The organism is Streptomyces sp. NBC_01261 (assembly GCF_036226385.1).
GTDB lineage: Bacteria > Actinomycetota > Actinomycetes > Streptomycetales > Streptomycetaceae > Streptomyces.
In genome coordinates, this window is the sequence record NZ_CP108463.1 from 1,339,006 (window position 1) to 1,364,970 (window position 25,965).

The following is a 25,965-nucleotide window of genomic DNA, read 5'->3' on the forward strand; positions in this document are numbered from 1 at the left end:
TCTAGTACCCCGGTACTAGTCACCCCGGCCGCTTTCACTTCCCCGGTGCTGCGGGTGCGAGGAAAGCCGCTCCTAGCGTGAAGGCGTGGGTCGCGCAGGCCCACCACTTTCTAATCGAACCTGGTGGGAGTACCCCATGGCCACCTTCCTCTACCGGCTGGGCCGGTTCTCGTTCCGGCGCCGACGGCTCGTCCTGATGCTGTGGATCGCCGCCCTGGCCGTCGTCGGCATCGGTGCCATGAATGCCACGACGAGCACGTCCGACAGCTTCAGCCTCCCCGGCACGCAGTCGCAGAAGGCGATCGACCTGCTGGAGAAGGAGTTCCCGCAGGCGTCGGCCTCCGGCGCCACCGCCCGCGTCGTGTTCGAGTCGCCCAAGGGGCGCACACTGGCCTCCGGCGCCGACAAGGCCGAGGTCCGGTCGCTGATCGCCGACCTCAAGGAGGCGCCCCAGGTCGCGAACGTCTCCGACCCGTACCAGAGCGGCCTGATCAGCGAGTCCGGCACCATCACCTACGCCCAGGTCACCTACAAGGTCGGCCAGCCCGACGTCACCGACGCCGCGCGGGACGCGCTGCACTCCGTGGCCGACCGGGGCGAGAAGGCCGGCCTCGCGGTCAGCCTGGGCGGCAACGCCGTACAGGAGAAGGCGGGCAGCAGCAGCACCGAGCTGATCGGTCTGCTGATCGCGGCCGTGGCGCTCGTCATCACCTTCGGGTCGCTGCTCGCGGCCGGGCTGCCGCTGCTGACGGCGATCTTCGGGGTCGGGACGGCGGTCGCCGCCATCACGGTCGCGAGCGCGTTCCTCGACCTCAGCTCGGCCGCGTCGACACTGGCGCTGATGCTGGGCCTGGCGGTGTCCATCGACTACGCCCTGTTCATCGTCTCCCGGTACCGCAGCGAGATCCGCGACGGCCACGAACCGGAGGAGGCCGCGGGCCGCGCGCTGGGCACCGCCGGTTCCGCGGTGGTCTTCGCAGGTCTCACCGTCGTCATCGCCCTGGCCGGTCTGAGCATCATCGGCATCAGCATGCTGACCACGATGGGCCTGGGCGCCGCCTTCGCGGTCGTCGTCGCCGTACTCATCGCGCTGACCCTGCTGCCCGCGGTGCTGGGCTTCGCCGGGATGCGGATCATGGGCAGCCGGTTCACCAGTCGCCGGATGCGCGCCCTCCAGGAGGGCGGCAAGGGCGAGACGGCGGGCGTGCGCTGGGCCCGGTTCGTGACCCGCAACCCGCTGAAGATGCTCGTCGTCTCCGTCGTCGGGCTCGGTGTCCTCGCGATCCCCGCCCTGTCGATGCGTCTGGCCCTGCCGGACGACAGCACGTCCTCGCCGGGCACCAGCGAGCGCATCGCCTACGACACGATCACCAAGGGCTTCGGCGACGGCTACAACGGCCCGCTGACCGTGGTCGTCGACGGCCGGCACAGCAGCGACACCAAGACCGCCGCACAGGACGCGGTCGCCCAGCTCCGCAAGCTGTCCGACGTCGCCGCCGTACGCCCCGCCGTGTTCAACCAGAGCGGCGACGTGGCGCTGATCTCCGTCGTACCGAAGAGCTCGCCCAGCAGCGCGGCCACCGTCGACCTGGTCTCCGACATCCGCGACCGGGGCCCCGCCCTGAAGACCGACACCGGCGCCGAACTGTTGGTCACCGGCACCACCGCGCTGAACATCGACGTGTCCAACAAGCTCAGCGGCGCCCTGATCCCCTACCTGGGTGTGGTCGTCGGCCTGGCCCTGATCCTGCTGCTTCTCGTCTTCCGCTCGATCCTGGTCCCGCTCAAGGCGGCCCTCGGCTTCCTGCTCAGCGTGCTCGCCACGCTCGGTGTGGTGGTCGCGGTGTTCCAGTGGGGCTGGCTGGCGGACCTGTTCGGCGTCGACCAGACCTCGCCGATCGTGAGCGTCCTGCCGATCTTCATGATCGGCGTGGTGTTCGGACTCGCCATGGACTACGAGGTGTTCCTGGTGACCCGGATGCGGGAGGAGTACGTCCACGGGGCCGAGCCCACGGAGGCCGTGATCGCGGGCTTCCGGCACAGCGCCCGGGTGGTCACGGCCGCCGCGGTCATCATGATCTCCGTGTTCGCCGGATTCCTCCTCGACGACGTGGCACTGATCAAGTCGATCGGCCTGGGCCTCGCCGCCGCCGTCCTCTTCGACGCCTTCGTGGTCCGCATGACGCTCGTGCCCGCGATCATGACCCTGCTCGGCCGCCGCGCCTGGGCGCTGCCCGACTGGCTGGACCGCGCGCTGCCCAATGTCGACGTCGAGGGCGAACGGCTGCGCCACCTGCTGGCCGAGACCCCGGACACCGGCTCCACCGGCCCGGACAAGGCGCCCGTGTCGTCCGGCGCCACCGGCAAGAGCTGAGGCGGCGGCCGTACGATCCACACCAGGACGCCGTCCGCCGCCGTACGGCTGCCCCTGTTCGACCACACCGTCCCCGCCCGCCGGTCCCCTTCCCCCGGGACCGGCGGGCGGCCCGCCTGCACCATGGAGGGTGTCTCCCGTGACCGCCCCGCCCAAAGACCGGTCCGTCCATCCTGAGAGCCTGATCGGACGGACCCGGCTGGGCGACTCCGAGTACCGGTCGGTCGTCCGGCTGCTCACGTGGCTGGGGCGGGTGCGAGCGGTCGACCTGGCTCATCCGCGGGTCAGGCGGTGGGGGGTGCCCGCCTGCTATGCCCTCGCCGGTATTCCGGCCCTGGTCCGCGCGGGCCACGATTCCGTCGCCGCCTTCGTGCTGATGCTGGCGATCACGGCGGGGTACACCGTTCCGTTGCTGTGGCGGCGGCAGCGACCGGTGCTCGTCTTCGCCTTGCTGGTGGCCATCTCCGAGGTGTCCCTGTCCCTGGGGGTGGACTCGGGTTCGAGCGCCACCCAGCTGGTCGCGCTGCTCAACCTGGGACGCTTCGGGGCCCCCGGCCAGCTGGCCATCGGCGTCGCCTACACCCTCGGGCAGACCGCCGTGTCGTTCATCTTCTTCAACGGCGGCTCCAGGCTGGCGAACGACGATGCCAGCACCTCGGTGCTGGCATTCCTCGCCGTGGTCGCCGTGCTGTCGATGGCCGCGCTCGGTCTGGCCGGAAAACTGGTGAACGCGTACATCGAGGCCCTCCAGGAGCACGCCGTACGGCTGGAGAAGGAGCGCGACCAGCGGGCCCAGTTGGCCGCGGCGACCGAACGCGCCCGCGTGGCACGGGAGATGCACGACATCCTCGGTCACACCCTCGCCGTGATCGTCGGTCTCGCGGGCGGCGCCGCCGGGCTCGCCGAGACCAAGCCGAAGCGGGGCGCGGACACCCTGCGGATCATCGCCGACAGCGGGCGCGGCGCCCTGGCCGAACTGCGCAGGCTGCTCGCGGTCATCCACGACGACGAGCCCGACGACACCCCGCTCGCACCCCAGCCCGGACTGGCCGATCTGCACGCCCTGATGGAACGGGTCCGGGCCGCGGGACCCGCCGCCACCCTCCACTTCAAGGGCGAACTCACCTCTCTCGCCCAGGGACTTCAGCTCGCCGTCTACCGCATCGTGCAGGAAGCCCTCACCAACACGCTGAAGCACACGGCACCGAACACGACGGTCGAGGTCACGGTGACGGCCGCCCCGGACGCGGTGATCGTCACCGTCGAGGACACCGGCCCGCACGAGGCGCCCGCCACCGACGAACAGGGCAAGGGCCTGGTCGGCATGCGCGAACGGGCCGCGCTCTACGGCGGACAGGTCGTCGCGGGCCCCAACTCCCGTGGTGGCTGGACCGTCCGCGCCCTCCTGGTCCCCCTCTCCACCGCCCCCGACCTGACGGAGAAGCACCCGGCATGACCACCGTCCTCATCGTCGACGACCAGGCCCTGCAACGCCTCGGCTTCAGCATGCTCATCGAGCAGTACCCCGACCTGAGCACGGTCGGCGAGGCCACGCACGGCGGCGAGGCGGTCCGGCTGACAGCCGAACTCCGCCCCGACGTCGTCCTGATGGACGTCCGCATGCCCGGCATGGACGGCATCGAGGCCACCCGCCGGATCGTGCGGTCGGGTGGCCGCTCCCGCGTCCTGGTCCTCACCACGTTCGACCTCGACGAGTACGCGTACGCCGCGCTGCGCGCCGGGGCCAGCGGCTTCCTCCTCAAGGACGCGCTGCCCGAGGAACTCGTCGCCGGCATCCGCGCGGTGGCCGCCGGGGACGCCGTCATCTCCCCCGGCCTGACCCGCAAACTCATCGACGCCTTCGCCGACCGCATGCCCGGCCGCACCGCCGAACAGGACCGCCGCCTGGACGCCCTCACCGACCGCGAACGCGAGGTCCTCACGGTCATGGCGGCCGGCTGGAGCAACACCGAGATCGCCGAACGTCTGTGCCTGGCCGAGTCCACGGTCAAGTCCCACGTGAGCCGCATCCTCGCGAAGATCGGCGCGCGGGACCGGGTACAGGCGGTGATCTTCGCGTACGACGCGGGGTTGGTACGGCCGGCTTGAGGTCTTCCCTCAGGCTGCCGGCACGGTCACGAACTGCCCGAGCAGCGCGGTGAGTTGGGCGGGCTTCTCGACGGGCAGTTCGTGCCCGGAGTCGACGATCCGCACGACCGCGTCCGGGTAGGCGTTGGCCATCCGCAGCATCTGGGAGAGCGGCAACTGGATGTCGTGGTATCCGTGCGCGATGAGCGTGGGTGCGCTGATCCCGCCGACGCGGTCCAGTACATCGAAGGCTCGCATGGCGCCGTAGCAGGTCATGACGACCTCGCGCGGTGTGGCGGCGGAGGCGTCGACGTACTCGCGGATCTTCTCCTTGGGGTAGCCGGGGGCGAAGGCACGCTGGATGTTGACGGCGACGAACAGCTTGAACGGCAGCAGCGTGGACACCGCCAACAGCAGCCCGCGCGCCCAGCTGTAGGTCATCCGGCTGATCGAGTCGACCAGCACCATCCGTTCGACCCGCTCGGGATGATCCAGGACGAGCGTCTGGGCGATCATCCCGCCCATGGAATGCCCGACCGGCACGAACCGGTCGACCTCCAGATGATCGAGCAACGCGACGACGTCCGCGGCGAGTTCACCGACCGTCCGCGCCCCCGCACCGGTGCTCTCCCCGTGCCCGCGCAAGTCGAGCCGTATCACTCGCCGCCCGACCGCGAAGTGCGCGAACTGGTCGTCCCAGCGGTGCCGGTCGGCCGTCCACCCGTGAATGAACACCAGCGGCGCACCGCCGTCTCCGTCACGGGGGCCCTCGTCGTCGTACGCGATTACTGCGCCGTTGACTTCGAGCTTCGGCATGGGGGGCTCCTGTGGTGCGGCATCGACCGGCGTGATCCCGATCCTGCCCTGGCCCAGGCGGAGTTGGCCTTGCGGGCGGGTATCGCAACAAGATCGAGATCGTCGGGATGCGTGGGGTGGTGCAACTCCCCTTCGGGCGCTGGCCTGTTGGCCAGGCCGAGGGTGTGGCGAGGTCGGCGCACACGCTGGTCTTGCCGCCACCGGGACAGTTGTCGTCGAATCCGATGACGGAATGTCCGGACGAGGTCATCACGACCGGCACGGACACCACACGCGCGCCGACCTTGAGCGCTTCGCGGCTGTTCGGACCGTACTCGACGATCCCGCCGACGAATTCATGCCCGAGGACGACCTCTTTCTCCAGGTCGGGACTCGCGCACGGCCCGCCCGTTTCACGGGACAACTCGACCATCCTCTTCCCGCCCCGCAGGAAGTGAAGGCCGGACGCACAGATCGCGCGGGCCCGTATGCGCACGAGGACCTGACCGTCACCGGGCGTCGGCTTGTCGACCTCACCGACGAGGAGCTCTCCGTCGAGTACATGTGCGGCTCGCATCGCAGTCCTTTCGTGAGGATGGCGCAGCTCCGCCGAACCCATCGCCCTCGACGGAACCACCGATTCAGCAGCCTTGAACCGGTTTGTCAACGAGGGTGGCCCATGGCAGCAGGGGACACTCCCGGCGCGCGAACCAGGTCATTCCGAACCAGGTCACTGCCCGGACAGGAGCCAGCCGATGTGCAGTTCCTCCGCACCCGGGCGGACCATCCGCAGGAGCTCGGCGCGCTCGGGGCCGCCCTCGGGGAGGTGCTCGGCGAGGAGGGCCTGCGCGGCGATCGCCTGGGGCCGGGCACCGAGCGCGGCGCGCAGGTTGAGCGAGCGGCGCAGCATCGCCGTCCGCTCGGCGGGCTCCTTGTGCGGGGCGAGGTGCCGGATGATGTACGACTCGAAGTAGCCGTCGCCGGACTTCGTCGCGACGGCGAGGGACGACTCGTAGAGCGGGAGGGCGGCGGCCGGATCCTCGTCGATGTTGTCCAGCAGGACGGCCCAGTGGTACTCGGCCCAGGCGCGCGTCTTCTCGTCGCCGCCCTCGATCGCCGCGCGGTAGCCGGCCTCGGCCACGGCGTGGTCGTCGGCGCGGGGTTCACGCCCGAACAGCAGGCGGCTGTAGGCGAGTCGCGCCGTGAGCAGGTGCGCGGTCGGCGATGCCGGGTCGAGCGCCGCGACCGCCTTCTCGGCCTCCTCATGACCCTCGATCCGGAAGAACCAGCGGTCCACGGCGATCTCCGCACGCAGCTCGGGGTCGGCGTCCGGGCCCAGGACGGCGAGCGCGGTGTCCCACTCCCCGAGCATCTGCAGCCGACGGGCAATGTAGGTGTCGTCAGTTATCATGGCACCTACGGTAAGAAGCGGCGATGTAGGCGGTCAAGTGCAATACGATGACTACATGGCGAACGTGGCGCGGCTGGCCGTCGAGCTGGCCAACACCGGGACCCTCGACCAACAGGGCGAACTGGTGGGCGCGTTCTTCGCGGAGCACGAGGTCACTCCGCCCTCGGGCGGCGGCTACGGCGAGCTGCCGGACCTCGTGGGCACGGCGCTGGCGCAGACGGTCGACGGCGCCGACCCCGAAGCGGTGCACCGCCTGCTGCGCGACTATCCGCCGGAGATGCACCTGTCCGACCACGACGGCCTCGACGGCTGGCACATCCACTTCAGCCGCAACGGCACCCCGGCCGAGCGCTGGCTCGGCCAGCTGATCGCCGCCGAACTCGCCCTGGTCACGGCCGGGGACCCGGGGGTGACACTGGGCCGGTGCGCGGCGGCCGGGTGCGAGAACTACTTCGTGGACCAGTCACGGAACCGCACCCGCCGGTTCTGCTCCAACGCGTGCGCGAGCCGGACGACGGTCGCGGCGTATCGAGCCCGGACGGCGAGGAACTCCTAGCGGAGCGAGGCCTGTTGGGGCCGCACACCCCGCAGCTGGAGGAATCGATCGGCCGGCAGCACCGGCATCGGTCAGCCGCCCTGGCCCGCACTGCCGACCGGGCCGACCGTCACGGAGGAGCCGGAGCCGTCCGTGACGGGCAGGGTCGCGGCGCCCGGCCAGTTCAGGGTGACCGACTTCGTCTCGTTCGGCGGGGTCACCACCAGGCCGGTGATGCGGACGCCGGAGCCGCCCGACTTGTCGAACGGGTAGTTGACGGGGAAGTAGGTCGACTTCCCGTTCTTGAGGACGGCCGACGTGGTCTCCTGGCCGGTGCGCTTCGCGGACACCGTCCCCGCGTTGGTCCTCAGGTCGACGCCCGCGTACCCGGAGATCACGCAGTCCCGGCCGCCACCGTTCTTGAACTCGACCACGACGGTCCGGTCGGCGTCGCCGTCGATGGTGTTGTCCTTCGCCGTGACCTCCAGCTCGTCGGTACGGCACTTGCCGACCTTGGCGTTCACGTCGGAACCGGTACCGGCAGCCGTACCCGTGCCGCCGGAGCTGGACCCACCGGAGCTGGTCCCCGTGGTGGCCTTCGCGCCGCTCTGGTCCGAGCCGCCCGTGTCCGAACCGCCGCCCGAGGACGAGGCGTTGGACCCGGACGACGCCGTGGGCGCGGACGACGAGTCACTCTTTCCCGTGTCGGCGCCATCGCTCTGGCAGGCCGTGAGCGAGAGACCGGCGGCGACGGCCAGGGCGGCGAAGGTGAGCTTGCGAACGCGCATCGATTCATCCTCAGGATCGGTGGTGTCAGTGCCGGCCGCTCAGCACGGGTCGTCGGTACGAGCGGGCGTTTCTGATCATCAAGAGCGGCTCGGCCGGGTCGACCGTTCCGCGCAGCCACCGCACAAGACATTCCTGTTACACGCACCTCCCCGTACGACGTCCACCGCCACCAGGCACAACGTGCCGGAGCGCCCCAACCACGAGCCCGGGTGGCAGTTCCCGCAGCCCTCGCGAACTCGCCGACGGTCACCGCCCGTTGGGACAGACCCGTAACCCGAGAACCACAACCGACCGCCGGCCTTGAGCATCCCGCGGACCGAACGAAGGAACTCGCCGAAAACCACGGGCTCCAGACGGGTCGTCAGTCACTTCGCCGACTCTGTCGGTTCTCCCTGCCCCTCCCACGGCCTGGCCAGCGCGACCAGTGCGACTCCCGCCGCTGCCACGGCGATCAGCATGATCACCGCCATCGGCAGCGACCCGTCCTCCCCGAACACCCCCACCAGCGGCGCCGCGAGCGCGCCGAACAGGAACTGCAGACCGCCGAGAAGGGCGGAGGCCGCGCCCGGGGCGTTGCGGCCGAGGGCCTGGCCGATGCTCAGGGTCGACGGGAAGACCATGCCGATGCCACCGGCCGTGATGAACAGGGTGATCCAGGTGCCGGCGAGGGTCTCCCCCACGGTCAGCACCAGCAGCACCTGGCCCAGCGCCCCGACCGAGGCGACGGCGACCGCGGCGACGAGGAGGGTGTTCAGCCGTACCCGTCCGGCGAGTTGGGAGAAGGTCGCGCCGGCGATCAGCATGGCGACCGCGTTACTCGCGAAGATCAGCGAGTACGTCGTGGCGGACACCCCGTGCAGGTTCTCGAAGACGAAGCTGGAGCCGCTGATGTAGGCGAACAGTGCCGCCGAGATGAACGCCAGGACAAGGACGTAGCCCATGAACGTACGGCGTCCGAGCAACTCCCCCATCGCGCGGAAGGTGTTCGTGATCCCGCCCGCGTGCCGCCGCTCGGGCGGCAGGGTCTCCGGGACCTTGCGGACCACGCCGAACAGCAACAGGCCGCCCATCACGGTCAGTACGACGAACACCGCGCGCCAGGTCGACACGGCGAGGATCGCCCCGCCGAGCACCGGTGCGGCGACCGGCGCGACGCCCATGATCTGGGAGAGGACCGCGAAGTAGCGTGGAAGTTCGGCCCCTTGGAAGCGGTCGGTCAGCACGGCGCGGGCGAGCACCATGCCGGCCGCGCCCGACACGCCCTGAAGGAATCGGGCGCCGGTCAGGACCTCGATGTCAGGTGCGAGGGCGCAGGCGACGGAGAAGACCGTGAACGCGGCCGTTCCGGACAGCAGGAGTCCGCGGCGGCCGAGGCTGTCGCTCAGCGGGCCGATCAGCAGCTGGCCGACGACGAGTCCGGCCAGGAACGCGGTCATCGTCAGCTGTACGGCCGAGCTGCTCGCCCCGAGCGTGTCCCCCATCGCGGGGAAACCGGGGACGTACATGTCGGTCGCGAGCGGGGCGACGGCGGTCAGCGCGGCGAGGACGGCGACCAGGGCGACGGCTGTGCGCCGCGAGAGGTCGGTGGGGTCGGCCGGTGCGGTGGCGCTCGTGGCGGCGGGCCTGGAGGGGGACGGCGATACCATGACCATAACGGTAACCGATGGTTCACTGGTTAACAATGACGGATCGGTGTAGGCCTTCGCCAACCCGTGAAGACCCGTGAAAGCCTGTGGATCGGGTCCACAAGGGCCTACGAAGGCCCTGTCCAGGAAGTGAGAACACGAGCCGCATGTCGCCCTCCCCCGCCGATGTCCGCGCGCAGTGGACCGACCACAACCCCGGCCTCGACACCTCTCCCATGGAGCTGATCGGCCTGCTCAAGCACGCCACGGGGCTCCTGAACCGGGCCGTCGAGCCCCTCTACGCGGGTGCCGCGCTCACCGCCCCCGAGGTCGACATGCTGATCCCCCTACGGCACGCGACCGACCCGGTGATCGCCCGCCGCCTCGCCGAATGGCTCGGGCTGTCCCGCGCGGGCGTCAGCAAGGCCCTGGGCAAGCTGGAGAAGCGCGGCTTCATCGCCCGTACACCGAACCCGGCCGACCGGCGTGCCGCCCTGGTGACCATCACGCCGGCCGGGGCGAAGGCCGTGGACGACCTGTTCCCGCGCCAACTCTCCGCCGAGGTGCGGTTGTTGGCGGGGCTGGGTGAGGACCGGGAGCGGGTACTGAGTGCGCTGGGGCGGTTGGTGGAGGTCATGGAGCGCCAAGTGGGCCGTGACTGAAGGAACTTGACGGAGCGTCACCCTCGGGGCCCCGGCTCGGCATCACGTCGTGGCGTCCCACAGCACATGCAGCGTCGGCGGCTTGCGGAAGACCAGCCCGTGCGGGGCGGTGGGGTGGTCCGGGTCGAGGCGCAGGGCGGGGAGGCGTTCGAGGAGGTGCTGGAGGGCGATACGGGTCTCCAGGCGGGCGAGGTGGGCGGCGAGGCAGTAGTGCGGGCCGTGGGCGAAGGCGAGTTGGAGGCGGGCGTTCTCGCGGCGGACGTCGAAGCGGTCGGGGTCGGGGAAGACGGCCGGGTCGCGGTTGGCGCCGGTGAGGGAGACGGTGACCAGGTCGCCCTCGCGGATCGTGGCCGGGCCGAGGACGGTGTCGCGGGTGGCGTAGCGGTCCACGACGGCGGCACCGGGTTCGAGGCGCAACGACTCCTCGATCGCGCCGTCCAGAAGACCCGTATCGGCCTGGACGAGGGCGAGTTGGTCCGGGTGTCGGAGCAGATGCAACAGGGCGTTGGTGATCATCGCCTCGGTGGTCTCGATGCCGCCGAACATCAACACGGCGGCGTTGGAGGCGACTTCGGGCAGTGTCAGCTGTCCGGCGGCGGAGCCGAGGAGTGAGGCTCCGCCCCGGTCGGCGACGGTGGCTTCGACCGCGGCGCGCAGTTCCGCGTACGCACTGGTGCCGGCGGCTCCCGCCTCGTGGCCGGCCGTGATGTCCGAGACCGCCCGCACGATCGCGTCGTACCAGGAGAGGACCGTGTCCGGGGTGGCGCCGGTCAGCCCGAGCGCCTCGGTGACGACGGCGACCGCGAGCGGCCCCGCGAAGGCGCGCCGCACTTCACCGGCACCCGCCGGTCGCAGCCCGGTGACGAGCCGGTCGGTCTCGCGCTCGATGAACGAGGCGAAACCCTCCCGTACCTCGCGGGGGCGGAAGGGCGCGGTGAAGGGTTCGCGGTGACGGGCGTGCCGCTCCCCGTCGAGCGACAGCATGCTCGGGCCGACGACCTGGGCGGTGGAGAAGCGCGGGTCGTCCACGGTGAACGTGGCCGCGTCCCGCATCACTCCCAACGCGAGATCCCGTCGCGTGACGAGCCACCCGTCCAACTCCGGCAGCCAGGACACGGGTTCACTCTCCCGAAGCCGCGCCAGCCGTGGGTGCGGGTCCTGAGCGAGTTCGGCGAGCGTCGTCCCGGCACCGAGCGGGAAGGAGGCGGCGGCGACCGTACTCATCGCGAACCGTGACGGGGCGGGGGGAAAGGGAAACTGGCCATGCCCGAGGCTAACAATCGGGGTGCGGGTGGGGTGGGCGGGGGCTGTGCGGTGCGGTTCCCGTGCCGAAGACGCCGCCATGGCCGGCGAATCGGAGGCAGGCCGGTCATTTCCGGCGAGGGCAACAGATCGAATTCGCCCCGCGCGAGGCGTAGTTTGCGCCATCCTGAACGCCATGGGTCGAGGACCGATCGCTGACGCGGGTCGGACCTCAACTCCCTTCTCCTGCCTGCCTACTTATCGCGTCGATGCGAAAGGGCTCAGCCCCATGGCCACACCCCGGTCCGCCGGAAGAACGCTCGCCGTACCCGAGCGCACCGGCCGGACGACGCACGACCGTGACGCGGCGGACCCGGCGACGACCGACTGGTCCGCCGGGTTCCGGAGGGTCGGCCACGAGCACCCCGACCACGCAGGGGCCGTAGACCTCGACGTACGCAACGCACAGAGCGACACCTCGCACGTGAAGGACGCGCTCCCGTACGACGCCCGCACCCCGGGCGACCGCAGCACCACCCCCGGTCGGCCCACCCCCGTCGCCTGACCCGCGAAACGCCCTCCGCACCCACGCCGAGGGGCCTTCGTCATGAGCCGACGACACCGGCCGAACCGCCGGCCACACCGCCTGTGGCACCCCGCATCCGACCCCACCCACACGTGAGTCACTCTTGATCACTTCATCAGACCCCGACGGACCGGCGATACCCGTGTCTCTCCAGCCCATCCCGTCCGCCCAGGTGACCCGGGCCGCGTCCTGGCGCATTCTTGCTGTGTCACCCACCCGGCGCCACAGGGACGAGGTAGTGCCCCAATGACTGGGAGTGCCGAGCGCGAGAAGGGGACGCCCGGACGGCTCGCCGAGCTGCTCATCGACGCCTCGACGGAGGCGATCGACGCGGCCGGCGGCCACTCCGGTGGCGTCTACCTGCGGTCCAGCACGCCCGGACTGCTGCGTCTCGGCGTGCTGGCGGGGCTGCCCGGGCCGCTGTTCCGGCCCTGGGGTCGGCTGCACGTCGACAGCAAGTTCCCCGTCGCCGACGCCTACCGGCTCGGCGTCCACGTGGTCCTGCCGAACGCCACCGAGACCATGCGCCGCTATCCGCAGTTCGCCGCGAGCCTGCCGTTCCAGTTCGGGTCCCAGTACGTCCCCGTCATCGGCGGGTCGACGACGTACGGCGTGCTGACCGTGCTGCGGCCCTCCGCCGCGGACACGACCGAGGTGCTGTCCGGGCTGGACCGGATGACCCGGCTGGCCGAGGAGCTGGGCAGGGCGCTGGCCGAGCTGGAGGACGAGCACAAGGACGAGGACGGTCCGTACGTCGCCTGGGACGGCGAGCCCGTCTGCGTCCGGACGACGGCCACGCACCACCCCGAGGGCCGTATGGCCAGGTTCGTGTGGGATCCGAGGACCGCGGCCGTGACCGGGGACGGCTCCCTGCACGCCCTGCTGGGGGTGGAGCCCGCGGAGTTCCCCGGCACCGCGCAGGCGCTCGCGGACGTGGTGGCGCCGGGCGACACCTACCAGGTCATGGCCGCGCTGCGGGCCACGGCCGCCGGGAAACCCCCGCCGCTGCCCCTGCGGGTGCGGGCGGCGGACGGTTCGGCCCGGCTGCTGGACCTGTGGACGCCCGCCACCGGGCCGCTTTCGCCGGGCGGCGGGTACCCGGTCAGCGGTGTCGTCGTCGACCCGGGCTCCGCGCCGATGGCCGACAGCGTGGCCGATCTGCTGCCGGACGGCGTGTTCTGTCTGGACCGGCTGGGGCTGGTCACCTACGCCAATCCGCGCGCCGCCCAGCTGCTGGGCCGGCCGCGCGAGGAGCTGCTGGGCCGCCCGCTGTGGGAGGGCGTGCCCTGGCTGAACCAGATCGGCTGCGAGGACCAGCTGCGCGGCGCCCTGCTCTCGCTGGGGCCGGTGCACTTCCACGTCCGGCGCCCGGACGAGCGGGAGCAGGGGCAGGAGCCGTACCAGAGCGACTGGCTGGCGATGGCCGTCCATCCGGGCCAGGACCGGCTGACGTGCACGGTCGCCCCCTCGACCCGGGTGTCGGGGCCGCCGCTGCCGCTGGTGCCCGTGCGCGCCGACGGGGACGGCGGCCCGGACAACGGCGTCACCTCGTTGGCTCCGCTGTACCGGCCGATCGTGCTCGCCATCGCGCTGACGGAGGCGGTCACCGCCCGCCAGGTGTCCGCGGTGGTCATGAAGGAGCTGCTGCCCGCGTTCGGCGGCCGGCGCCTCGCGATCTACCTGCTTCAGGAACGGCATCTGTACCTGGCCTGGGAGACCGGCTTCCCGCAGGGTTTCCTCGCCCCGTTCGACGGGGTCGGTCTCGACGCCCGGCTGCCCGGTGTGGAGACCCTCACCACCGGACGCCCGCTCTTCTTCGACTCCATGCAGCAGCTGGCGGACGCCTACCCGGGCATCCCGCTGGACGCGGAGGAGGGCGCCCGCGCGTTCCTGCCGCTGATCGCGTCCGGGCGCCCGGTCGGCTCGGCGATCCTGGGCTTCGACCGGTCCCGCAGCTTCAGCGGCGAGGAGCGCGCGGTGCTCACCGCCCTCGCCGGGCTGATCGCCCACGCGATGGAGAAGGCGCAGCGCTACGACTCGGAGGCCGCCCTCGCCCGCGGCCTCCAGCAGGCCCTCCTCCCCCGCCGGCTCTCCGCCCACCCGCAGGTGGAGACCGCGGGGCGCTATCTGCCGGGCACCCAGGGCATGGAGGTGGGCGGCGACTGGTACGACGTCGTCGAGGCCGGTGACGGTCTGGCCCTGGTCATCGGCGACGTCCAGGGGCACGGCGTCCAGGCCGCCGCCACGATGGGCCAACTCCGCAGCGCGGTAAGGGCGTTCGCGCTCGGCGACCGGCCGCCCGACGAGGTGATGAGCGGCACGAACCACCTCCTCATCGACCTCGACCCCGGGCAGTTCGCGAGCTGCTGCTACCTGCGCCTCGACCCGGCGAGCGGGCTGGTCCGGGTCGCGCGGGCCGGGCATCCGCCGCCGCTGATCCGTACCCCGGACGGCCGCACCCGCGTCTGGGACATACCCGGAGGCGTGGTCCTCGGGGTGGACCCGCACGCCCAGTACCCGGTCGCGGAGCTACAACTGGAGCCCGACTCCATCCTCGCGCTCTACACGGACGGCCTCGTCGAGCGGCCCGGTTGCGACATCGACGACGGCATCGCCGCCCTGCGCGTCGCCCTCGCGAAGGCGGGCGGGTCCGCCGCGCGGCCGGGCGGGGGTGGCCTGGGCGGTGTCGCCGACCGGCTCACCGCGACGGCCCGGCACGCGGCCGACCGCCCGGACGACATCGCGCTGCTGCTCGCCGCGCGCCGCGCCAAGCCCGGACGGCACCCGTGACCCAGGCCGGCCACTGCCTGTCACCACCCGTGACGCCCCTCGCCTCCTGAGGTCAGGCAGTGTAGACATGGGCATATGGTCCGCCTGACGGGTCGGCCCGGGGCCCGGTCGACCCACCGCCCCGACGGTCTGCGCGCGCAACGCCCGTACGACCGTGCCCGTCGGGCGCGCGAACACCGGCGGGCACCGCTGGGCGGGAAGCTGGGTGGCCGCAGCGTCGCCGGGCAGGTGTTCATGCTGCAGCTGGTGATCGTGCTGCTGCTGGTCGTGTCGGCCGTGGTGGCGCAGGTGCTCCAGGTGCGGCACGACAGCACGCAGGAGGCCCGCAACCGGTCGGTGGCCGTCGCCGAGACCTTCGCCAACGCGCCGGGCACGGTCGCCGCCCTGCGCAGCGCGGACCCCACGGCGATCCTCCAGCCGCGCGCCGAGGCCGCGCGCAAGTCGTCCAAGGTCGACTTCATCGTCGTGATGAACACCGAAGGGATCCGCTACACCCACCCGAAGCCGGACCGCATCGGCAAGAAGTTCGTCGGGGACATCGCTCCCGCGCTCGCCGGGCACGTCGTCACCGAGGAGCTCACCGGCACCATCGGACCACTGGTGCAGGCCGTTGTTCCCGTCCGGGCCGACGGCGGCAAGGTGGTGGGCCTGGTGTCGGCCGGGGTGACGAAGGCGAACGTCGGCGGCGCCGCCGACCAGCAGCTGCCGCTTCTGCTGACCGCCGCCGGGGTGGCGCTCGTCCTCGCCCTCGGGGGTACGGCCCTGGTCACCAGACGTCTCCAGCACCAGACCCATGGCCTGGGCCCGCACGAGATGACCCGGATGTACGAGCACCACGACGCGGTGCTGCACGCCGTACGGGAGGGCGTGATCATCGTCGGCGGCGAGGGCCGGCTGCTGCTCGCGAACGACGAGGCGCGCCAGCTGCTCGATCTGCCCGAGAACGCCGAGGGGCGCCTGGTCCTCGACCTCGGACTCGACGCCGACATGACCGCGCTGCTGGCCTCCGCGCGGGTCGCGACGGACGAGGTGCACCGGGTCGGCGACCGACTGCTCGCCGTCAACCAGCGCCCCACCGACCTCAAGGGCGGCCCGGCCGGCAGCGTCACCACGCTCCGCGACTCCACGGAACTCCGTGCCCTCTCCGGCCGCGCCGAGGTCGCCCGCGAACGCCTCAACATGCTCTACGACGCAGGAGTGGGCATCGGCACCAGCCTGGACGTCACCCGCACCGCCGAGGAACTCGCCGAACTGGCCGTCCCCCGCTTCGCGGACTTCGTCACGGTCGACCTCTACGACGCCGTGCTGAGCGGCGAGGAACCGCAGCCCGGGACCGAGCTGCGCCGCACGGCCAACACCGGGGTCCGGGACGACGCCCCGCTCTACCCGGTCGGCAAGCAGATCCAGTTCGTGCCGTCCTCCCCGCAGGCACGCAGCCTCGACACCGGCGAGGCCGTCGTCGAACCCCGGCTGAGCGACGCCCCCGGCTGGCTCACCCAGGACCCCGAACGCACCGCGCAGGTCGTCGAGTACGGCATCCACTCGCTGATCACCGTGCCGCTGCGGGCCGGTGCCCTCATCCTCGGCGTGGTCAACTTCTGGCGCGCCGACAAGCCGGACCCCTTCGACGTGGAGGAGCTGGCCCTCGCCGAGGAGCTGGTCGCCCGCGCGGCCGTGTCCATCGACAACTCCCGCCGCTACACCCGCGAACACGGCATGGCGGTGACCCTCCAGCGCAGCCTGTTGCCCCGCCGGCTGCCCGCACAGACCGCTCTCGACGTCGCCTACCGCTATCTCCCCGCGAAGTCCGGGGTCGGCGGCGACTGGTTCGACGTCCTGCCGTTGTCCGGCGCCCGGGTCGCCCTGGTCGTCGGCGATGTCGTGGGCCACGGTCTGCACGCCGCGGCCACCATGGGACGCCTGCGCACGGCGGTCCACAACTTCTCCGCGCTGGACCTGCCGCCGGACGAACTCCTGGGCCTGCTCGACGAGTTGGTGGGCCGCATCGACCAGGACGAGACGACCGAGGACAGCGTCGCCCCGGTCACCGGAGCGACCTGCCTGTACGCGATCTACGACCCGGTGACCCTGCGCTGCACCGTCGCCCGCGCCGGCCATCCCCCGCCCGCCCTCATCCTGCCGGACGGCACCGTCGAGTTCCCCGACGTCCCCGCAGGTCCCCCGCTCGGCCTCGGCGGACTCCCTTTCGAGACGGCCGAGTTGGAGCTGGCCGAGGGCAGTCGGCTGGTCCTGTACACGGACGGCCTGGTCGAGGACCGGGAGCGGGACATCGACGTCGGCCTGGAGCTGCTGCGCACCGCGCTCACCGGCTCCGGCGACTCCCCCGAGGACACCTGCCGGGCCGTCCTCGACTCGGAGTTGTCGGTACGCCCGAGCGACGACATCGCCCTGATCGTCGCCCGCACCCGCGCCCTGGGCGCCGACCGCATCGCCGAGTGGCGTGTCCCGTCCGACCCGGCCGCCGTCGCCGACATGCGCGCCTCGGTCACCCGTCAGCTCACCCACTGGGGCCTGGACGAGCTGACGTTCACCACCGAACTCATCCTCAGCGAACTGGTCACCAACGCGATCCGCTACGGCAACGACCCCGTCCGCGTCCGCCTGTTGCGCGACCGCACCCTGATCTGCGAGGTCTACGACGGCAGCACCACGTCACCGCATCTGCGGTACGCGGCGATGACGGACGAGGGCGGCCGGGGCCTGTTCCTGGTGGCTCAGCTCTCGGAACGCTGGGGCACCCGGTACACCCCGGCGGGCAAGGTCATCTGGGCCGAACAGGCGCTGTGACCAACCCCGTTCACGGGCAGCGCCCGCACCGGCCGCCGAGCCGGTACGGGCGCCGTCACGCTGCTTCCCCTTACTCGTCGATCGCCGACCCGAAGCCCGACCCCTTCGCCGCGCCGCCGAGGTCGGCCGCGCTGTAGAGCGAAGAGCCGTCGGCGAGCAGGCCCTTGGGGCCGGCCGGGAGCAACCAGACATAGCCGTCACCGGCGTTCTCGCCGGGCGCGGAGGCGACCAGTTCGCTGCGGCCGTCCGCGTCCGTGTCGGCGAGCCGGACCTGCGAGCCCCAGGCGTCGTCGGCCTCGGCGGTGCCGGGGATGTTCGCGGTGTTCTGGTCGAAGGACTGGGCGCCGGTCGCGGTCACACCCTTGGCCGAACCGCGCAACAGCCATACGGCGCCCGCGTCCTGGACCGTGCCGATGTCCTCGCCGGGTGCGCCGACGGCGATGTCCGCGTAGCCGTCGCCGTTGACGTCGCCGACGGAGAGGTCGTTGCCCCAGGCGTCACCGTGCTCCGAGGTGCCGGGCACGCCCGGGGAGTTCTGCGACCACCAGTCGGCGGGACCGGCGGGGCCCTGCGAACCGCCGTAGTAGACAGCGATCTTGCCGCCGTCGTCCCCCTCGGCCTTGTCGTCGGCGCTGCTGAGCTGGCCGACCACCAGGTCGTCGTAGCCGTCACCGTTGATGTCGCCGGAGGCGGTGCCGAGGCCGCCGTTCAGGTCCTGACGGTACGTCAACTCGGTGTCGCCGCCCGCGTAGAGGGCCGACCAGCCCTGCTGGTAGTCGTCGTCGGGGCTGTAGCCGGAGACGACCAGGTCGGCGAAGCCGTTGCGGTCGTAGTCGCCGGTGGTGAGGTAGGCGGGCTGGATGCGGTGGCCGCCGGGGGCCGTGGTCGTGTTCAGGGCGCCCATCAGGTGCAGGATGTCGGTGTGGAAGGCGAAGATCTGGGCGCCGTTGTCGTCCAGGACGGCCATCTCGTCGGCGTCGGTGGCGCCGGTGAAGCGGGCCGCCGCCACGGACTGGCCGAACCGGGCGTCCGCCGCGGGCTTGGTGGAGGTGAAGGAGGTGTTCGCCTCGGCACCCAGGCCGGCCTTGGAGCCGTAGAGGACGGTGACGCGGCCGGCGTTCTCCAGGCTGCCCTCGTCCTCGCCGGGGGCGCCGATGATCGCGTCGTCGTAGCCGTCGCCGTTCACGTCGCCGGTGGCGATCGCCCGGCCGAAGGAGTCGTAGGCCTCCGAGGTGCCGGGGACGCCGGGCGTGGACTGGCTGATGACGGCCGTGTGACCCCTGGGGACGGTGTTGTTGGTGGCGATGCCGTTCGGGGCGCCGTACTGGACGGTGACGTAACCGGCGCCCTTCTTGCCGTCGACGGTGCCGTCCGGGGCGCCGATCAGGACGTCGTCGTAGCCGTCCCCGTTGAAGTCGCTGTTGCGGTCGACGGCGCTGGTGCCGCCGGGGACGCCCGCGTAGCTGGCCGGGGCGGCGACGATGCCGGCGCCGGCCAGGAGCAGGAAGGTCGCGGACGCGACGGCGGCGGAGACCTTCTTGCGTGACACGTTCGTCATGATGTGTTCCCCCGTGGATCAATTGTGTTGCGGTCAACGGGTTCGACACGAGTCATGCCTCGGTGGTTGTGGTGCTTCGGTGTGCTGTGACACCTCGGTGACACTTGTTGCGCGGCCCGGACGAGCGCGGCCGGATCAGCCGAGGGCCTTGTCCAGGTTGAACGCGGCGCTGATCAGGGCGAGATGGGTGAACGCCTGGGGGAAGTTGCCCTGTTGCTCGCCGGTGCGGCCGATCTCCTCGGCGTACAGGCCGAGATGGTTGGCGTAGGTGAGCATCTTCTCGAAGGCGAGGCGGGCCTCGTCGACGCGGCCGGCGCGGACCATGGCCTCGACGTACCAGAAGGAGCAGATCGAGAACGTGCCCTCGTCGCCGCGCAGGCCGTCGGGGCTGGCCTGCGGGTTGTAGCGGTAGACGAGGGAGTCGGAGACGAGTTCCTCGGTCAACGCGTCCAGTGTGGAGAGCCACTTGGGGTCGGTGGGGGCGATGAACTTCGCCAGCGGCATCATCAGCAGGGCGGCGTCGAGGACGTCGCTGCCCTCGTACTGGACGAAGGCCTGGCGCTTGACCGACCAGCCGCGGTCCATGATGCGGCGGTAGATGGTGTCGCGGCAGCCGCCCCAGTACGGCAGGTTGGCGGGCAGCCCGCGGCGGTTGGCGAGGCGGATCGCGCGCTCGATCGCCACCCAGCACATCAGCCGTGAGTAGAGGAAGTTCTTGCGGCCACCGCGGGTCTCCCAGACGCCCTCGTCGGGCTGGTCCCAGTTCTCGCAGACCCAGTCGACCAGGGCGCACACGTCGTCCCACTGCGCGCTGGAGATGGGCTCGGCCCACTTGTCGTAGAGGTAGATGGAGTCGATCAGGGCGCCGTAGATGTCGAGTTGGAGCTGGTCGGACGCCGCGTTGCCGACGCGGACCGGGGCGGATTTCTGATGGCCTTCGAGGTGCGGGAGTTCGCGTTCGGTGAGTTCGGTGCGGCCGTCGATGCCGTACATGATCTGGAGCGGGCCGGAGGGGTTGCCGTCGCCGGGGCTGATGTAGCGGGTCACGAACTGCATGAACGCCTTGGCCTCGCCGGTGAAGCCGAGGCGCAGGAGCGCGTAGACGCAGAAGGCGGCGTCGCGGATCCAGACGTAGCGGTAGTCCCAGTTGCGCTCGCCGCCGAGCTGTTCGGGGAGGCTGGTGGTGGGGGCCGCGACGATCGCGCCGGTGGGGGCGTAGGTCAGCAGTTTGAGGGTGAGGGCGGAGCGGTGGACCATCTCGCGCCAGCGGCCCCGGTAGCGGGACTGGGAGATCCAGCGCCGCCAGTAGGCGACCGTCGAGGCGAACTCGTCCTCGGCCTCCTGCCGGGCGCAGGGGCGCGAGGTCACCTCGCCGTCGACCTGGTCCAGGGCGAACACCTCGGACTCGCCCTCGTCGAGCTTGAAGTCGGCCCACACGTCGACGTCGTCGCACTCCAGGGGGACGGTGGCGGTCAGCGCGAGGGATTTCTCGGCGGACTCGAAGAGCGCCACGTCGCCGACCATCCGCGCGGTGTGCGGCGAGGCGCCGTAGTCGAACCTCGGGGCGACACGGGTCCGGAACGGCACCGAGCCGCGCACGCACAGCACGCGCCGGATCAGCCGGTGCCGGGCGGAGGCGTCCGCCTCCCCGGTCACCGGCATGAAGTCCTGCACCTCGCCGACGCCCTCCTCGGTGTAGAACCGGGTGATCAGGACGTTGGTGTCGGGGAAGTAGAACTGCTTGGTCCGCGCGGGCACGGCGGCGGCCAGCTCGAAGGAGCCGCCGCGTTCCGCGTCCAGGATCGCGGCGAAGACGCTGGGGGCGTCGAAGGACGGACAGCAGTACCAGTCGATCGTGCCGTTGGTCCCCACCAGCGCCACGCTCCGCAGATCGCCGATCAGTCCGTGCTCGGCGATGGGCAGATATCCGGGTCCGGTGGGGGTGTCCTGTTCGGGCGGGGTCTCGACCATCGCGGCAGCCTCCCTGGTTCGGGCCCGCGCGGGCCGGTTCCCAGCTTAGGGTCTGCCCGCCGGAGCAGGTCGCAGAAATGGAACAGCAACTGATCGACGCCGGTGAGCGGGGCGTGGTGCGTGCAGCTGCAAGGCGGAGGAGGGCGTCAACGCGGAGCGTTGGCAACCGACGACAACGCCGCAGATGTGCGTGCCACGCCCCGCGTCTGCGACATGATCCGCCGGGCAGGCCCTGGGTTCAGGTTCTCGATCGGCCACTCTTCCGGATGCGGGGAGCGGCCGGGCGGGGAATCGTGGGAGTGGGACCCACGGCACTCGTACGATGCCGGTGGACCTGTCCGGTCCCGAGGAGGAGGCCCCATGTCGACGTCCGAGTCCGACGCGTCCCGTTCGCCCGAGGACCGGGCCACACCGGACGACCTGCTGCATGTCCGCACCGGGACCGAGGTGGCACCGGAGGATGTGGTGCTGGCGGCCGGACGGGACGTGACGCCGGAGAATCTGGAGTGGGCCCGGCGGAAGATCGAGGTCGAGGGGGCGGCGGCGCTGGACAGACTGCTTCCTTAGCCGTCTCGCCGGCACCTGGTTACCCGTTCACCCTTTCGGAGAAGGCACCCCGGCTGACAGACTCCGGAGGTGCCCGACTTCGACATGCTTGTCATCGGTTCAGGACCGGGTGGCCAGAAGGCCGCCATCGCCGCGGCCAAGCTCGGCCGCCGGGTCGCCGTCGTCGACCGCCCCGACATGGTCGGTGGGGTCTCCATCCACACCGGGACCATCCCCTCCAAGACGCTGCGCGAGGCGGTGCTGTATCTCACCGGTCTCACCCAGCGCGATCTGTACGGGCAGAGCTACCGCCTCAAGGACGACATCACCGTCGGCGACCTCACCGCGCGCACGCAGCACGTGGTCAGCCGTGAAGTCGACGTCATCCGCAACCAGTTGTCCCGCAACCAGGTCTCCCTGTTCGCCGGCACGGGCCGCTTCGTCGACCCGCACACCGTCGCGCTGACCGAAATCACCGGCCACGAACGGCTGTTGACCGCGGAGCACATCGTCATCGCCACCGGGACCCGCCCCGCGCGGCCGGACACCGTCGAGTTCGACGGGCGGACCATCATGGACTCGGACAACGTCCTCGATCTGCCCAAGGTGCCGCGGTCCATGGTCATCGTCGGCGCGGGTGTCATCGGCATGGAGTACGCCTCGATGTTCGCCGCGCTCGGCAGCAAGATCACCGTGGTGGAGAAGCGCGCCGGGATGCTCGACTTCTGCGATCTGGAGGTCATCGAGTCGCTCAAGTACCACCTGCGGGACCTCGCCGTCACCTTCCGCTTCGGCGAGACCGTCGCCGCCGTCGAGCGGCACACCAACGGCACGCTGACCGTCCTGGAGAGCGGCAAGAAGATCCCGGCCGACGCGGTGATGTACTCCGCGGGGCGACAGGGCCTGACCGACGAACTCGACCTGGACAAGGCGGGGTTGTCCGCCGACCGGCGCGGCCGGATCGACGTCGACGAGAACTTCCGCACCGCGGTGCCGCACATCTACGCCGTCGGCGACGTCATCGGCTTCCCGGCCCTCGCGGCGACCTCGATGGAGCAGGGCCGTACGGCCGCGTACCACGCCTGCGGTGAGCCGGTGCACCGGATCGACGACCGCCAGCCGATCGGCATCTACACCATCCCGGAGATCAGTTTCATCGGGAAGACCGAGGACCAACTCACCGAGGAGTGCGTGCCGTTCGAGGTCGGGATCTCCCGCTACCGCGAACTCGCGCGCGGCCAGATCATCGGCGACTCGCACGGCATGCTCAAGCTGCTGGTCTCCCCCACGGACCGCACCCTGCTCGGCGTGCACTGCTTCGGCACCGGCGCGACGGAGCTCATTCACATCGGCCAGTCGGTGATGGGCTGCGGCGGCACGGTCGACTATCTCGTGGACGCGGTCTTCAACTACCCGACCCTCGCGGAGTCCTACAAGGTCGCCGCCCTCGACGCGACGAACAAACTACGGCAGATCGACCGACTCGGCGACTGACCGTTCACAGGAGATTACTCGCTGGTCAATCTTGAAAGGTCAAGAGGTACGGCTATCATCACACCCACACACGGTGTGACCGTCCGCCGACGCAGCGGTTCAACGGGTATCCACCATCCCCTATTTGTTGTTCCGACCGGCCACTGACCCGAGGCCACCCCATCTCCGGGTCCGGGGCCGGTTCGCGCAACCCCCCACGTCGTGCAAGACGGAAAGCAGCGCATCCATGAGCAACAACAGGGGCAGAGGGCTGCAGGCCAACGCCCTCGGTACGTTCGACACCGTGGTGATGGCCGTGGCGGGCAGCGCCCCGGCGTACTCGCTGGCCGCGACCACCGCGGTCCTGGTCGGCGCGGTGGGGCTGGCCAGTCCGGCGGCCCTCCTCTACTGCGCGATACCGATGCTGGGCATCGCGCTGGCGTTCAGCTATCTCGGCCGTATCGACGTGAACGCGGGGGCCAGTTACTCCTGGGTGGGCCGCACCCTGCACCCCTTTCTCGGCTTCATCAGCGGCTGGGCGCTGGTGGTCTCCGCGACCATCTTCATGGTCGCCGGGTCACTGCCCGCCGGGTCGATGACGCTGTCCCTCTTCGATCAAGGCCTCGCGGACAACACGGCGTTGTCGACGGTGGTGGGCGCCGCGTGGTTCGTCATCATGCTGCTCGTGGTGCTCGGCGGCGCCCGACTCACGGTCCGGGCCCAACTCATCATGTCCGGCGTGGAGTTGAGCATCCTGGCGCTGTTCGCGGTGTTCGCCCTCGTCCACTCCGACAACGCCCGCGCCTTCGACTGGTCCTGGCTCGGCTTCAGCCACTTCGACGGGGTGTCCGGCTTCGCGTCGGGCGCGCTCATCGCCGCGTTCTACTACTGGGGTTGGGACGTCACCAGCAACCTCAGCGAGGAGACCCGCAACAGCCGTCGTACGACCGGACTCGCGGGCCTGATCGGCGTCGGCATCGTCTTCCTGCTCTTCGAGGTGTTCACCATCGCGGTGAACATCATCCTGACCTCGCGGCAGATCGAGAACAACGACGCCAACGTGCTGGCGGTGCTCGGCGACGAGCTGTGGCCGGGCTGGGGCGGCAAGTTGCTCATCGTGTCGGTGATGCTGTCGACCATCGCCACCCTGGAGACCACCCTCATCCAGGTCACACGGTCGCTGTTCGCGATGGGCCGCGACCGTACGATGCCGGCCGCGCTGGGCAAGGTGCACCGCACCTGGAACACGCCCTGGGTCGCGATCACCGTGGTCGGCGGAGTGGCGCTGGTGATGTTCATCGCCTCGAACGCGCTCGGTTCGGTGGGCGAGATCCTCTCCGACGCGATCTCGGCGATCGGACTGCAGATCGCCGTGTACTACGGCCTGGCGGGCCTCGCGGTGGTCGTCGCCTACCGCAAGATGCTGTTCAAGTCGGCGGCGAACTTCCTCTTCGGCGGGCTGTGGCCGCTGTTCGGCGCCCTGTTCATGTTCTGGATCTTCGTCGAGTCGCTGAGCAGCCTGAGCGACGCGGCGATCACCATCGGCGTGGGCGGCCTGGCCGTAGGGCTGGTCCCCATGTTCTGGTACTGGAAGCAGGGCAGCGACTACTACCGCCCCGCACGCCTCGACGCGGCACACACCGTCGAGACGGACTACGTCCCGGACGACTTCGTGCCCGAACAGTCCCGGGTCCATCAGGGTCTCCCGACCGACTTCTGAGGGGCACCCCGATGGCGCGAGACCGCTACACCCCCGACTTCGACCCCGACTGCGGGGACACGTACCTCAGTTCGGCCCGCCAGGACATCGTCATCGGCCGTTGGCAGGGTCTGCGGGACCTGCTGCGGAACACCGGCGCGCACTGGCTCGGCCGGGGCCACCGGATCCGGACACTCGCGCAGGCCTGCGCGAGCAGTTCCACGGTCGAGTCGTGGCTGGCCGCCGAGCCCCACAGCGGCGACGCGCTCACGCTGCGCGCGGCGACGGAGACGGCCCGCGCGTTCAACATCGCCATCGCGGCGGGCCGGGGCGTGCCGATCGACCGGAACCGCATCGACGCCGCCGTCATGGCCTGCCTCCAGGCCTCGGAGGCGTACCCGGACGACCCCACCCCGTGGATCTCCCTGATCTCCGTGGCCCGCCTCTATCCCTCGGGCGTACGACGCCAGGAACTCGCCCGCTGGTGGGACGAGTTGCACCGGCGCGACCCCTACAGCGTCGAGGGCCATCTCCAGGTCCTCCACTACTACTCGTCCCGCTGGCACGGCAGCCACGGCCTCATGTACGACTTCGCCCGCGACGCGGCGGGCGTGGCACCGCCCGGCTGCACCCTGCCGGTCCTGGTGCAGTACGCCCGTGTCGAGGAGTACCGCTACGCCCTCGACGCCGCGAAGGGCCACCAGGCTGCGGTGGGCCTCGGCCAGCACTGGACCCACGACGGCGCGGTGAGCGACGTCCGCCGCACCTGGCAACGCTGGATCACCGCCCGCGAGGACGGCCCCTTCCCGCCCGGCGAACTCCGCGACCTCAACTACCTTGCCCACGCGGCCTGTTACGCGGGGACGAAGGACATCTCGGCGGCGGTGCTGGCCATGATGGGCAGCCGGGCGACGACGACTCCCTGGTCGTACACCGGGGACGCGGAGAAGCAGATCGCGAAGTGGCGCAAGGAGTTGGGGATACGACCGTGAGTGGTCCGGTTCGTCAGACTG

General features: G+C 70.9%; 20 protein-coding genes. 12 read left to right on the forward strand and 8 right to left on the reverse strand.

The window, feature by feature from the left end:
* The first annotated feature begins 136 nt into the window (after positions 1 to 136).
* From OG226_RS05915 to OG226_RS05925, 3 genes are all read left to right on the forward strand, one after another.
* The gene (locus tag OG226_RS05915) at positions 137 to 2,374 is read left to right on the forward strand and encodes an MMPL family transporter (protein WP_329348198.1); all 2,238 of its coding nucleotides are present in this window, start codon (positions 137 to 139) and stop codon (positions 2,372 to 2,374) included.
* Positions 2,375 to 2,504: 130 nt separating this feature from the next.
* Positions 2,505 to 3,830: a sensor histidine kinase gene (locus tag OG226_RS05920; protein WP_443044580.1), complete on the forward strand. Its 1,326-nt coding sequence runs from the start codon at positions 2,505 to 2,507 to the stop codon at positions 3,828 to 3,830.
* Positions 3,827 to 4,483 (forward strand): response regulator transcription factor, encoded by a 657-nt coding sequence (locus OG226_RS05925; RefSeq protein WP_328675639.1) that lies wholly within the window; start codon positions 3,827 to 3,829, stop codon positions 4,481 to 4,483. Before OG226_RS05920 ends, OG226_RS05925 begins: the two co-directional genes overlap by 4 nt.
* A 9-nt stretch (positions 4,484 to 4,492) precedes the next feature.
* Here OG226_RS05925 and OG226_RS05930 read toward each other — a convergent pair whose 3' ends face one another.
* The 3 genes from OG226_RS05930 to OG226_RS05935 form a co-directional block, all read right to left on the reverse strand.
* Positions 4,493 to 5,278 carry an alpha/beta fold hydrolase gene (locus OG226_RS05930; protein ID WP_329348201.1) on the reverse strand — a complete coding sequence of 262 codons (786 nt, stop codon included), beginning with the start codon at positions 5,276 to 5,278 and terminating at the stop codon, positions 4,493 to 4,495.
* Entirely contained in the window at positions 5,220 to 5,876 is a 657-nt protein-coding gene (locus OG226_RS51520; RefSeq protein ID WP_443066867.1) for an alcohol dehydrogenase catalytic domain-containing protein, read from the reverse strand. Before OG226_RS51520 ends, OG226_RS05930 begins: the two co-directional genes overlap by 59 nt.
* A 111-nt stretch (positions 5,877 to 5,987) precedes the next feature.
* Positions 5,988 to 6,668, reverse strand: a complete 681-nt coding sequence (locus OG226_RS05935; RefSeq protein WP_329348202.1) for a hypothetical protein — start codon at positions 6,666 to 6,668, stop codon at positions 5,988 to 5,990.
* 55 nt (positions 6,669 to 6,723) lie between these two features.
* On the opposite strand from OG226_RS05935, the gene OG226_RS05940 reads away from it, so the two are divergent.
* Entirely contained in the window at positions 6,724 to 7,224 is a 501-nt protein-coding gene (locus OG226_RS05940; RefSeq protein ID WP_329348204.1) for a CGNR zinc finger domain-containing protein, read from the forward strand.
* 71 nt (positions 7,225 to 7,295) lie between these two features.
* Here OG226_RS05940 and OG226_RS05945 read toward each other — a convergent pair whose 3' ends face one another.
* A complete protein-coding gene (locus OG226_RS05945; protein WP_329348205.1) occupies positions 7,296 to 7,991 on the reverse strand; it encodes a DUF4232 domain-containing protein in 696 nt (231 codons plus the stop codon).
* Between the two features lie 366 nt (positions 7,992 to 8,357).
* On the reverse strand, positions 8,358 to 9,638 hold the full coding sequence (locus OG226_RS05950) for a multidrug effflux MFS transporter (RefSeq protein WP_329348206.1): 1,281 nt from the start codon (positions 9,636 to 9,638) through the stop codon (positions 8,358 to 8,360).
* Positions 9,639 to 9,784: 146 nt separating this feature from the next.
* On the opposite strand from OG226_RS05950, the gene OG226_RS05955 reads away from it, so the two are divergent.
* Entirely contained in the window at positions 9,785 to 10,279 is a 495-nt protein-coding gene (locus OG226_RS05955; RefSeq protein ID WP_329348207.1) for a MarR family winged helix-turn-helix transcriptional regulator, read from the forward strand.
* Positions 10,280 to 10,321: 42 nt separating this feature from the next.
* On the opposite strand, the gene OG226_RS05960 is transcribed toward OG226_RS05955, so the two are convergent.
* Complete coding sequence (locus OG226_RS05960) at positions 10,322 to 11,503, reverse strand: cytochrome P450 (RefSeq protein WP_328675646.1); 1,182 nt, start codon at positions 11,501 to 11,503, stop codon at positions 10,322 to 10,324.
* A gap of 307 nt (positions 11,504 to 11,810) precedes the next feature.
* On the opposite strand from OG226_RS05960, the gene OG226_RS05965 reads away from it, so the two are divergent.
* The 3 genes from OG226_RS05965 to OG226_RS05975 all read left to right on the forward strand — a co-directional run bounded on the left by OG226_RS05965 (position 11,811) and on the right by OG226_RS05975 (position 17,705).
* Positions 11,811 to 12,086: a hypothetical protein gene (locus OG226_RS05965; RefSeq protein WP_329348208.1), complete on the forward strand. Its 276-nt coding sequence runs from the start codon at positions 11,811 to 11,813 to the stop codon at positions 12,084 to 12,086.
* A gap of 267 nt (positions 12,087 to 12,353) precedes the next feature.
* A complete protein-coding gene (locus OG226_RS05970; RefSeq protein ID WP_329348209.1) occupies positions 12,354 to 14,897 on the forward strand; it encodes a SpoIIE family protein phosphatase in 2,544 nt (847 codons plus the stop codon).
* 75 nt (positions 14,898 to 14,972) lie between these two features.
* Positions 14,973 to 17,705: a SpoIIE family protein phosphatase gene (locus OG226_RS05975; RefSeq protein WP_328675649.1), complete on the forward strand. Its 2,733-nt coding sequence runs from the start codon at positions 14,973 to 14,975 to the stop codon at positions 17,703 to 17,705.
* Positions 17,706 to 17,775: 70 nt separating this feature from the next.
* Here the strand turns inward: OG226_RS05975 and OG226_RS05980 are convergent, their stop codons facing one another.
* Both OG226_RS05980 and OG226_RS05985 read right to left on the reverse strand, forming a co-directional pair.
* Positions 17,776 to 19,263, reverse strand: a complete 1,488-nt coding sequence (locus OG226_RS05980) for an esterase (protein WP_329348210.1) — start codon at positions 19,261 to 19,263, stop codon at positions 17,776 to 17,778.
* A gap of 135 nt (positions 19,264 to 19,398) precedes the next feature.
* A complete protein-coding gene (locus OG226_RS05985) occupies positions 19,399 to 21,234 on the reverse strand; it encodes a glycoside hydrolase family 15 protein (RefSeq protein ID WP_328675651.1) in 1,836 nt (611 codons plus the stop codon).
* A gap of 360 nt (positions 21,235 to 21,594) precedes the next feature.
* Here OG226_RS05985 and OG226_RS05990 point away from each other — a divergent pair, with 360 nt between their 5' ends.
* The 4 genes from OG226_RS05990 (at position 21,595) to OG226_RS06005 (ending at position 25,944) form a co-directional block, all read left to right on the forward strand.
* Positions 21,595 to 21,801: a hypothetical protein gene (locus OG226_RS05990; RefSeq protein WP_328675652.1), complete on the forward strand. Its 207-nt coding sequence runs from the start codon at positions 21,595 to 21,597 to the stop codon at positions 21,799 to 21,801.
* A gap of 69 nt (positions 21,802 to 21,870) precedes the next feature.
* Positions 21,871 to 23,274 carry a Si-specific NAD(P)(+) transhydrogenase gene (gene sthA, locus OG226_RS05995; RefSeq protein ID WP_328675653.1) on the forward strand — a complete coding sequence of 468 codons (1,404 nt, stop codon included), beginning with the start codon at positions 21,871 to 21,873 and terminating at the stop codon, positions 23,272 to 23,274.
* Between the two features lie 226 nt (positions 23,275 to 23,500).
* Complete coding sequence (locus tag OG226_RS06000) at positions 23,501 to 24,973, forward strand: APC family permease (protein ID WP_329348212.1); 1,473 nt, start codon at positions 23,501 to 23,503, stop codon at positions 24,971 to 24,973.
* Positions 24,974 to 24,984: 11 nt separating this feature from the next.
* Complete coding sequence (locus OG226_RS06005) at positions 24,985 to 25,944, forward strand: hypothetical protein (protein WP_329348213.1); 960 nt, start codon at positions 24,985 to 24,987, stop codon at positions 25,942 to 25,944.
* Positions 25,945 to 25,965 lie beyond the last annotated feature (21 nt).

Bases quoted from the DNA above. Each gene is read 5' to 3' on its own strand.
- OG226_RS05940 (WP_329348204.1), top strand. From the start codon at position 6,724: ATGGCGAACGTGGCGCGGCTGGCCGTCGAGCTGGCCAACACCGGGACC.
- OG226_RS06005 (WP_329348213.1), top strand. From the start codon at position 24,985: ATGGCGCGAGACCGCTACACCCCCGACTTCGACCCCGACTGCGGGGAC.
- OG226_RS05970 (WP_329348209.1), top strand. From the start codon at position 12,354: ATGACTGGGAGTGCCGAGCGCGAGAAGGGGACGCCCGGACGGCTCGCC.
- OG226_RS05925 (WP_328675639.1), top strand. From the start codon at position 3,827: ATGACCACCGTCCTCATCGTCGACGACCAGGCCCTGCAACGCCTCGGC.
- OG226_RS05990 (WP_328675652.1), top strand. From the start codon at position 21,595: ATGTCGACGTCCGAGTCCGACGCGTCCCGTTCGCCCGAGGACCGGGCC.
- OG226_RS06000 (WP_329348212.1), top strand. From the start codon at position 23,501: ATGAGCAACAACAGGGGCAGAGGGCTGCAGGCCAACGCCCTCGGTACG.
- OG226_RS05960 (WP_328675646.1), bottom strand. From the start codon at position 11,503: ATGAGTACGGTCGCCGCCGCCTCCTTCCCGCTCGGTGCCGGGACGACG.
- OG226_RS05955 (WP_329348207.1), top strand. From the start codon at position 9,785: ATGTCGCCCTCCCCCGCCGATGTCCGCGCGCAGTGGACCGACCACAAC.
- OG226_RS05930 (WP_329348201.1), bottom strand. From the start codon at position 5,278: ATGCCGAAGCTCGAAGTCAACGGCGCAGTAATCGCGTACGACGACGAG.
- OG226_RS05980 (WP_329348210.1), bottom strand. From the start codon at position 19,263: ATGACGAACGTGTCACGCAAGAAGGTCTCCGCCGCCGTCGCGTCCGCG.
- OG226_RS51520 (WP_443066867.1), bottom strand. From the start codon at position 5,876: ATGGGTTCGGCGGAGCTGCGCCATCCTCACGAAAGGACTGCGATGCGA.
- OG226_RS05985 (WP_328675651.1), bottom strand. From the start codon at position 21,234: ATGGTCGAGACCCCGCCCGAACAGGACACCCCCACCGGACCCGGATAT.
- OG226_RS05975 (WP_328675649.1), top strand. From the start codon at position 14,973: ATGGTCCGCCTGACGGGTCGGCCCGGGGCCCGGTCGACCCACCGCCCC.
- OG226_RS05950 (WP_329348206.1), bottom strand. From the start codon at position 9,638: ATGGTATCGCCGTCCCCCTCCAGGCCCGCCGCCACGAGCGCCACCGCA.
- OG226_RS05935 (WP_329348202.1), bottom strand. From the start codon at position 6,668: ATGATAACTGACGACACCTACATTGCCCGTCGGCTGCAGATGCTCGGG.
- OG226_RS05945 (WP_329348205.1), bottom strand. From the start codon at position 7,991: ATGCGCGTTCGCAAGCTCACCTTCGCCGCCCTGGCCGTCGCCGCCGGT.
- OG226_RS05915 (WP_329348198.1), top strand. From the start codon at position 137: ATGGCCACCTTCCTCTACCGGCTGGGCCGGTTCTCGTTCCGGCGCCGA.
- OG226_RS05965 (WP_329348208.1), top strand. From the start codon at position 11,811: ATGGCCACACCCCGGTCCGCCGGAAGAACGCTCGCCGTACCCGAGCGC.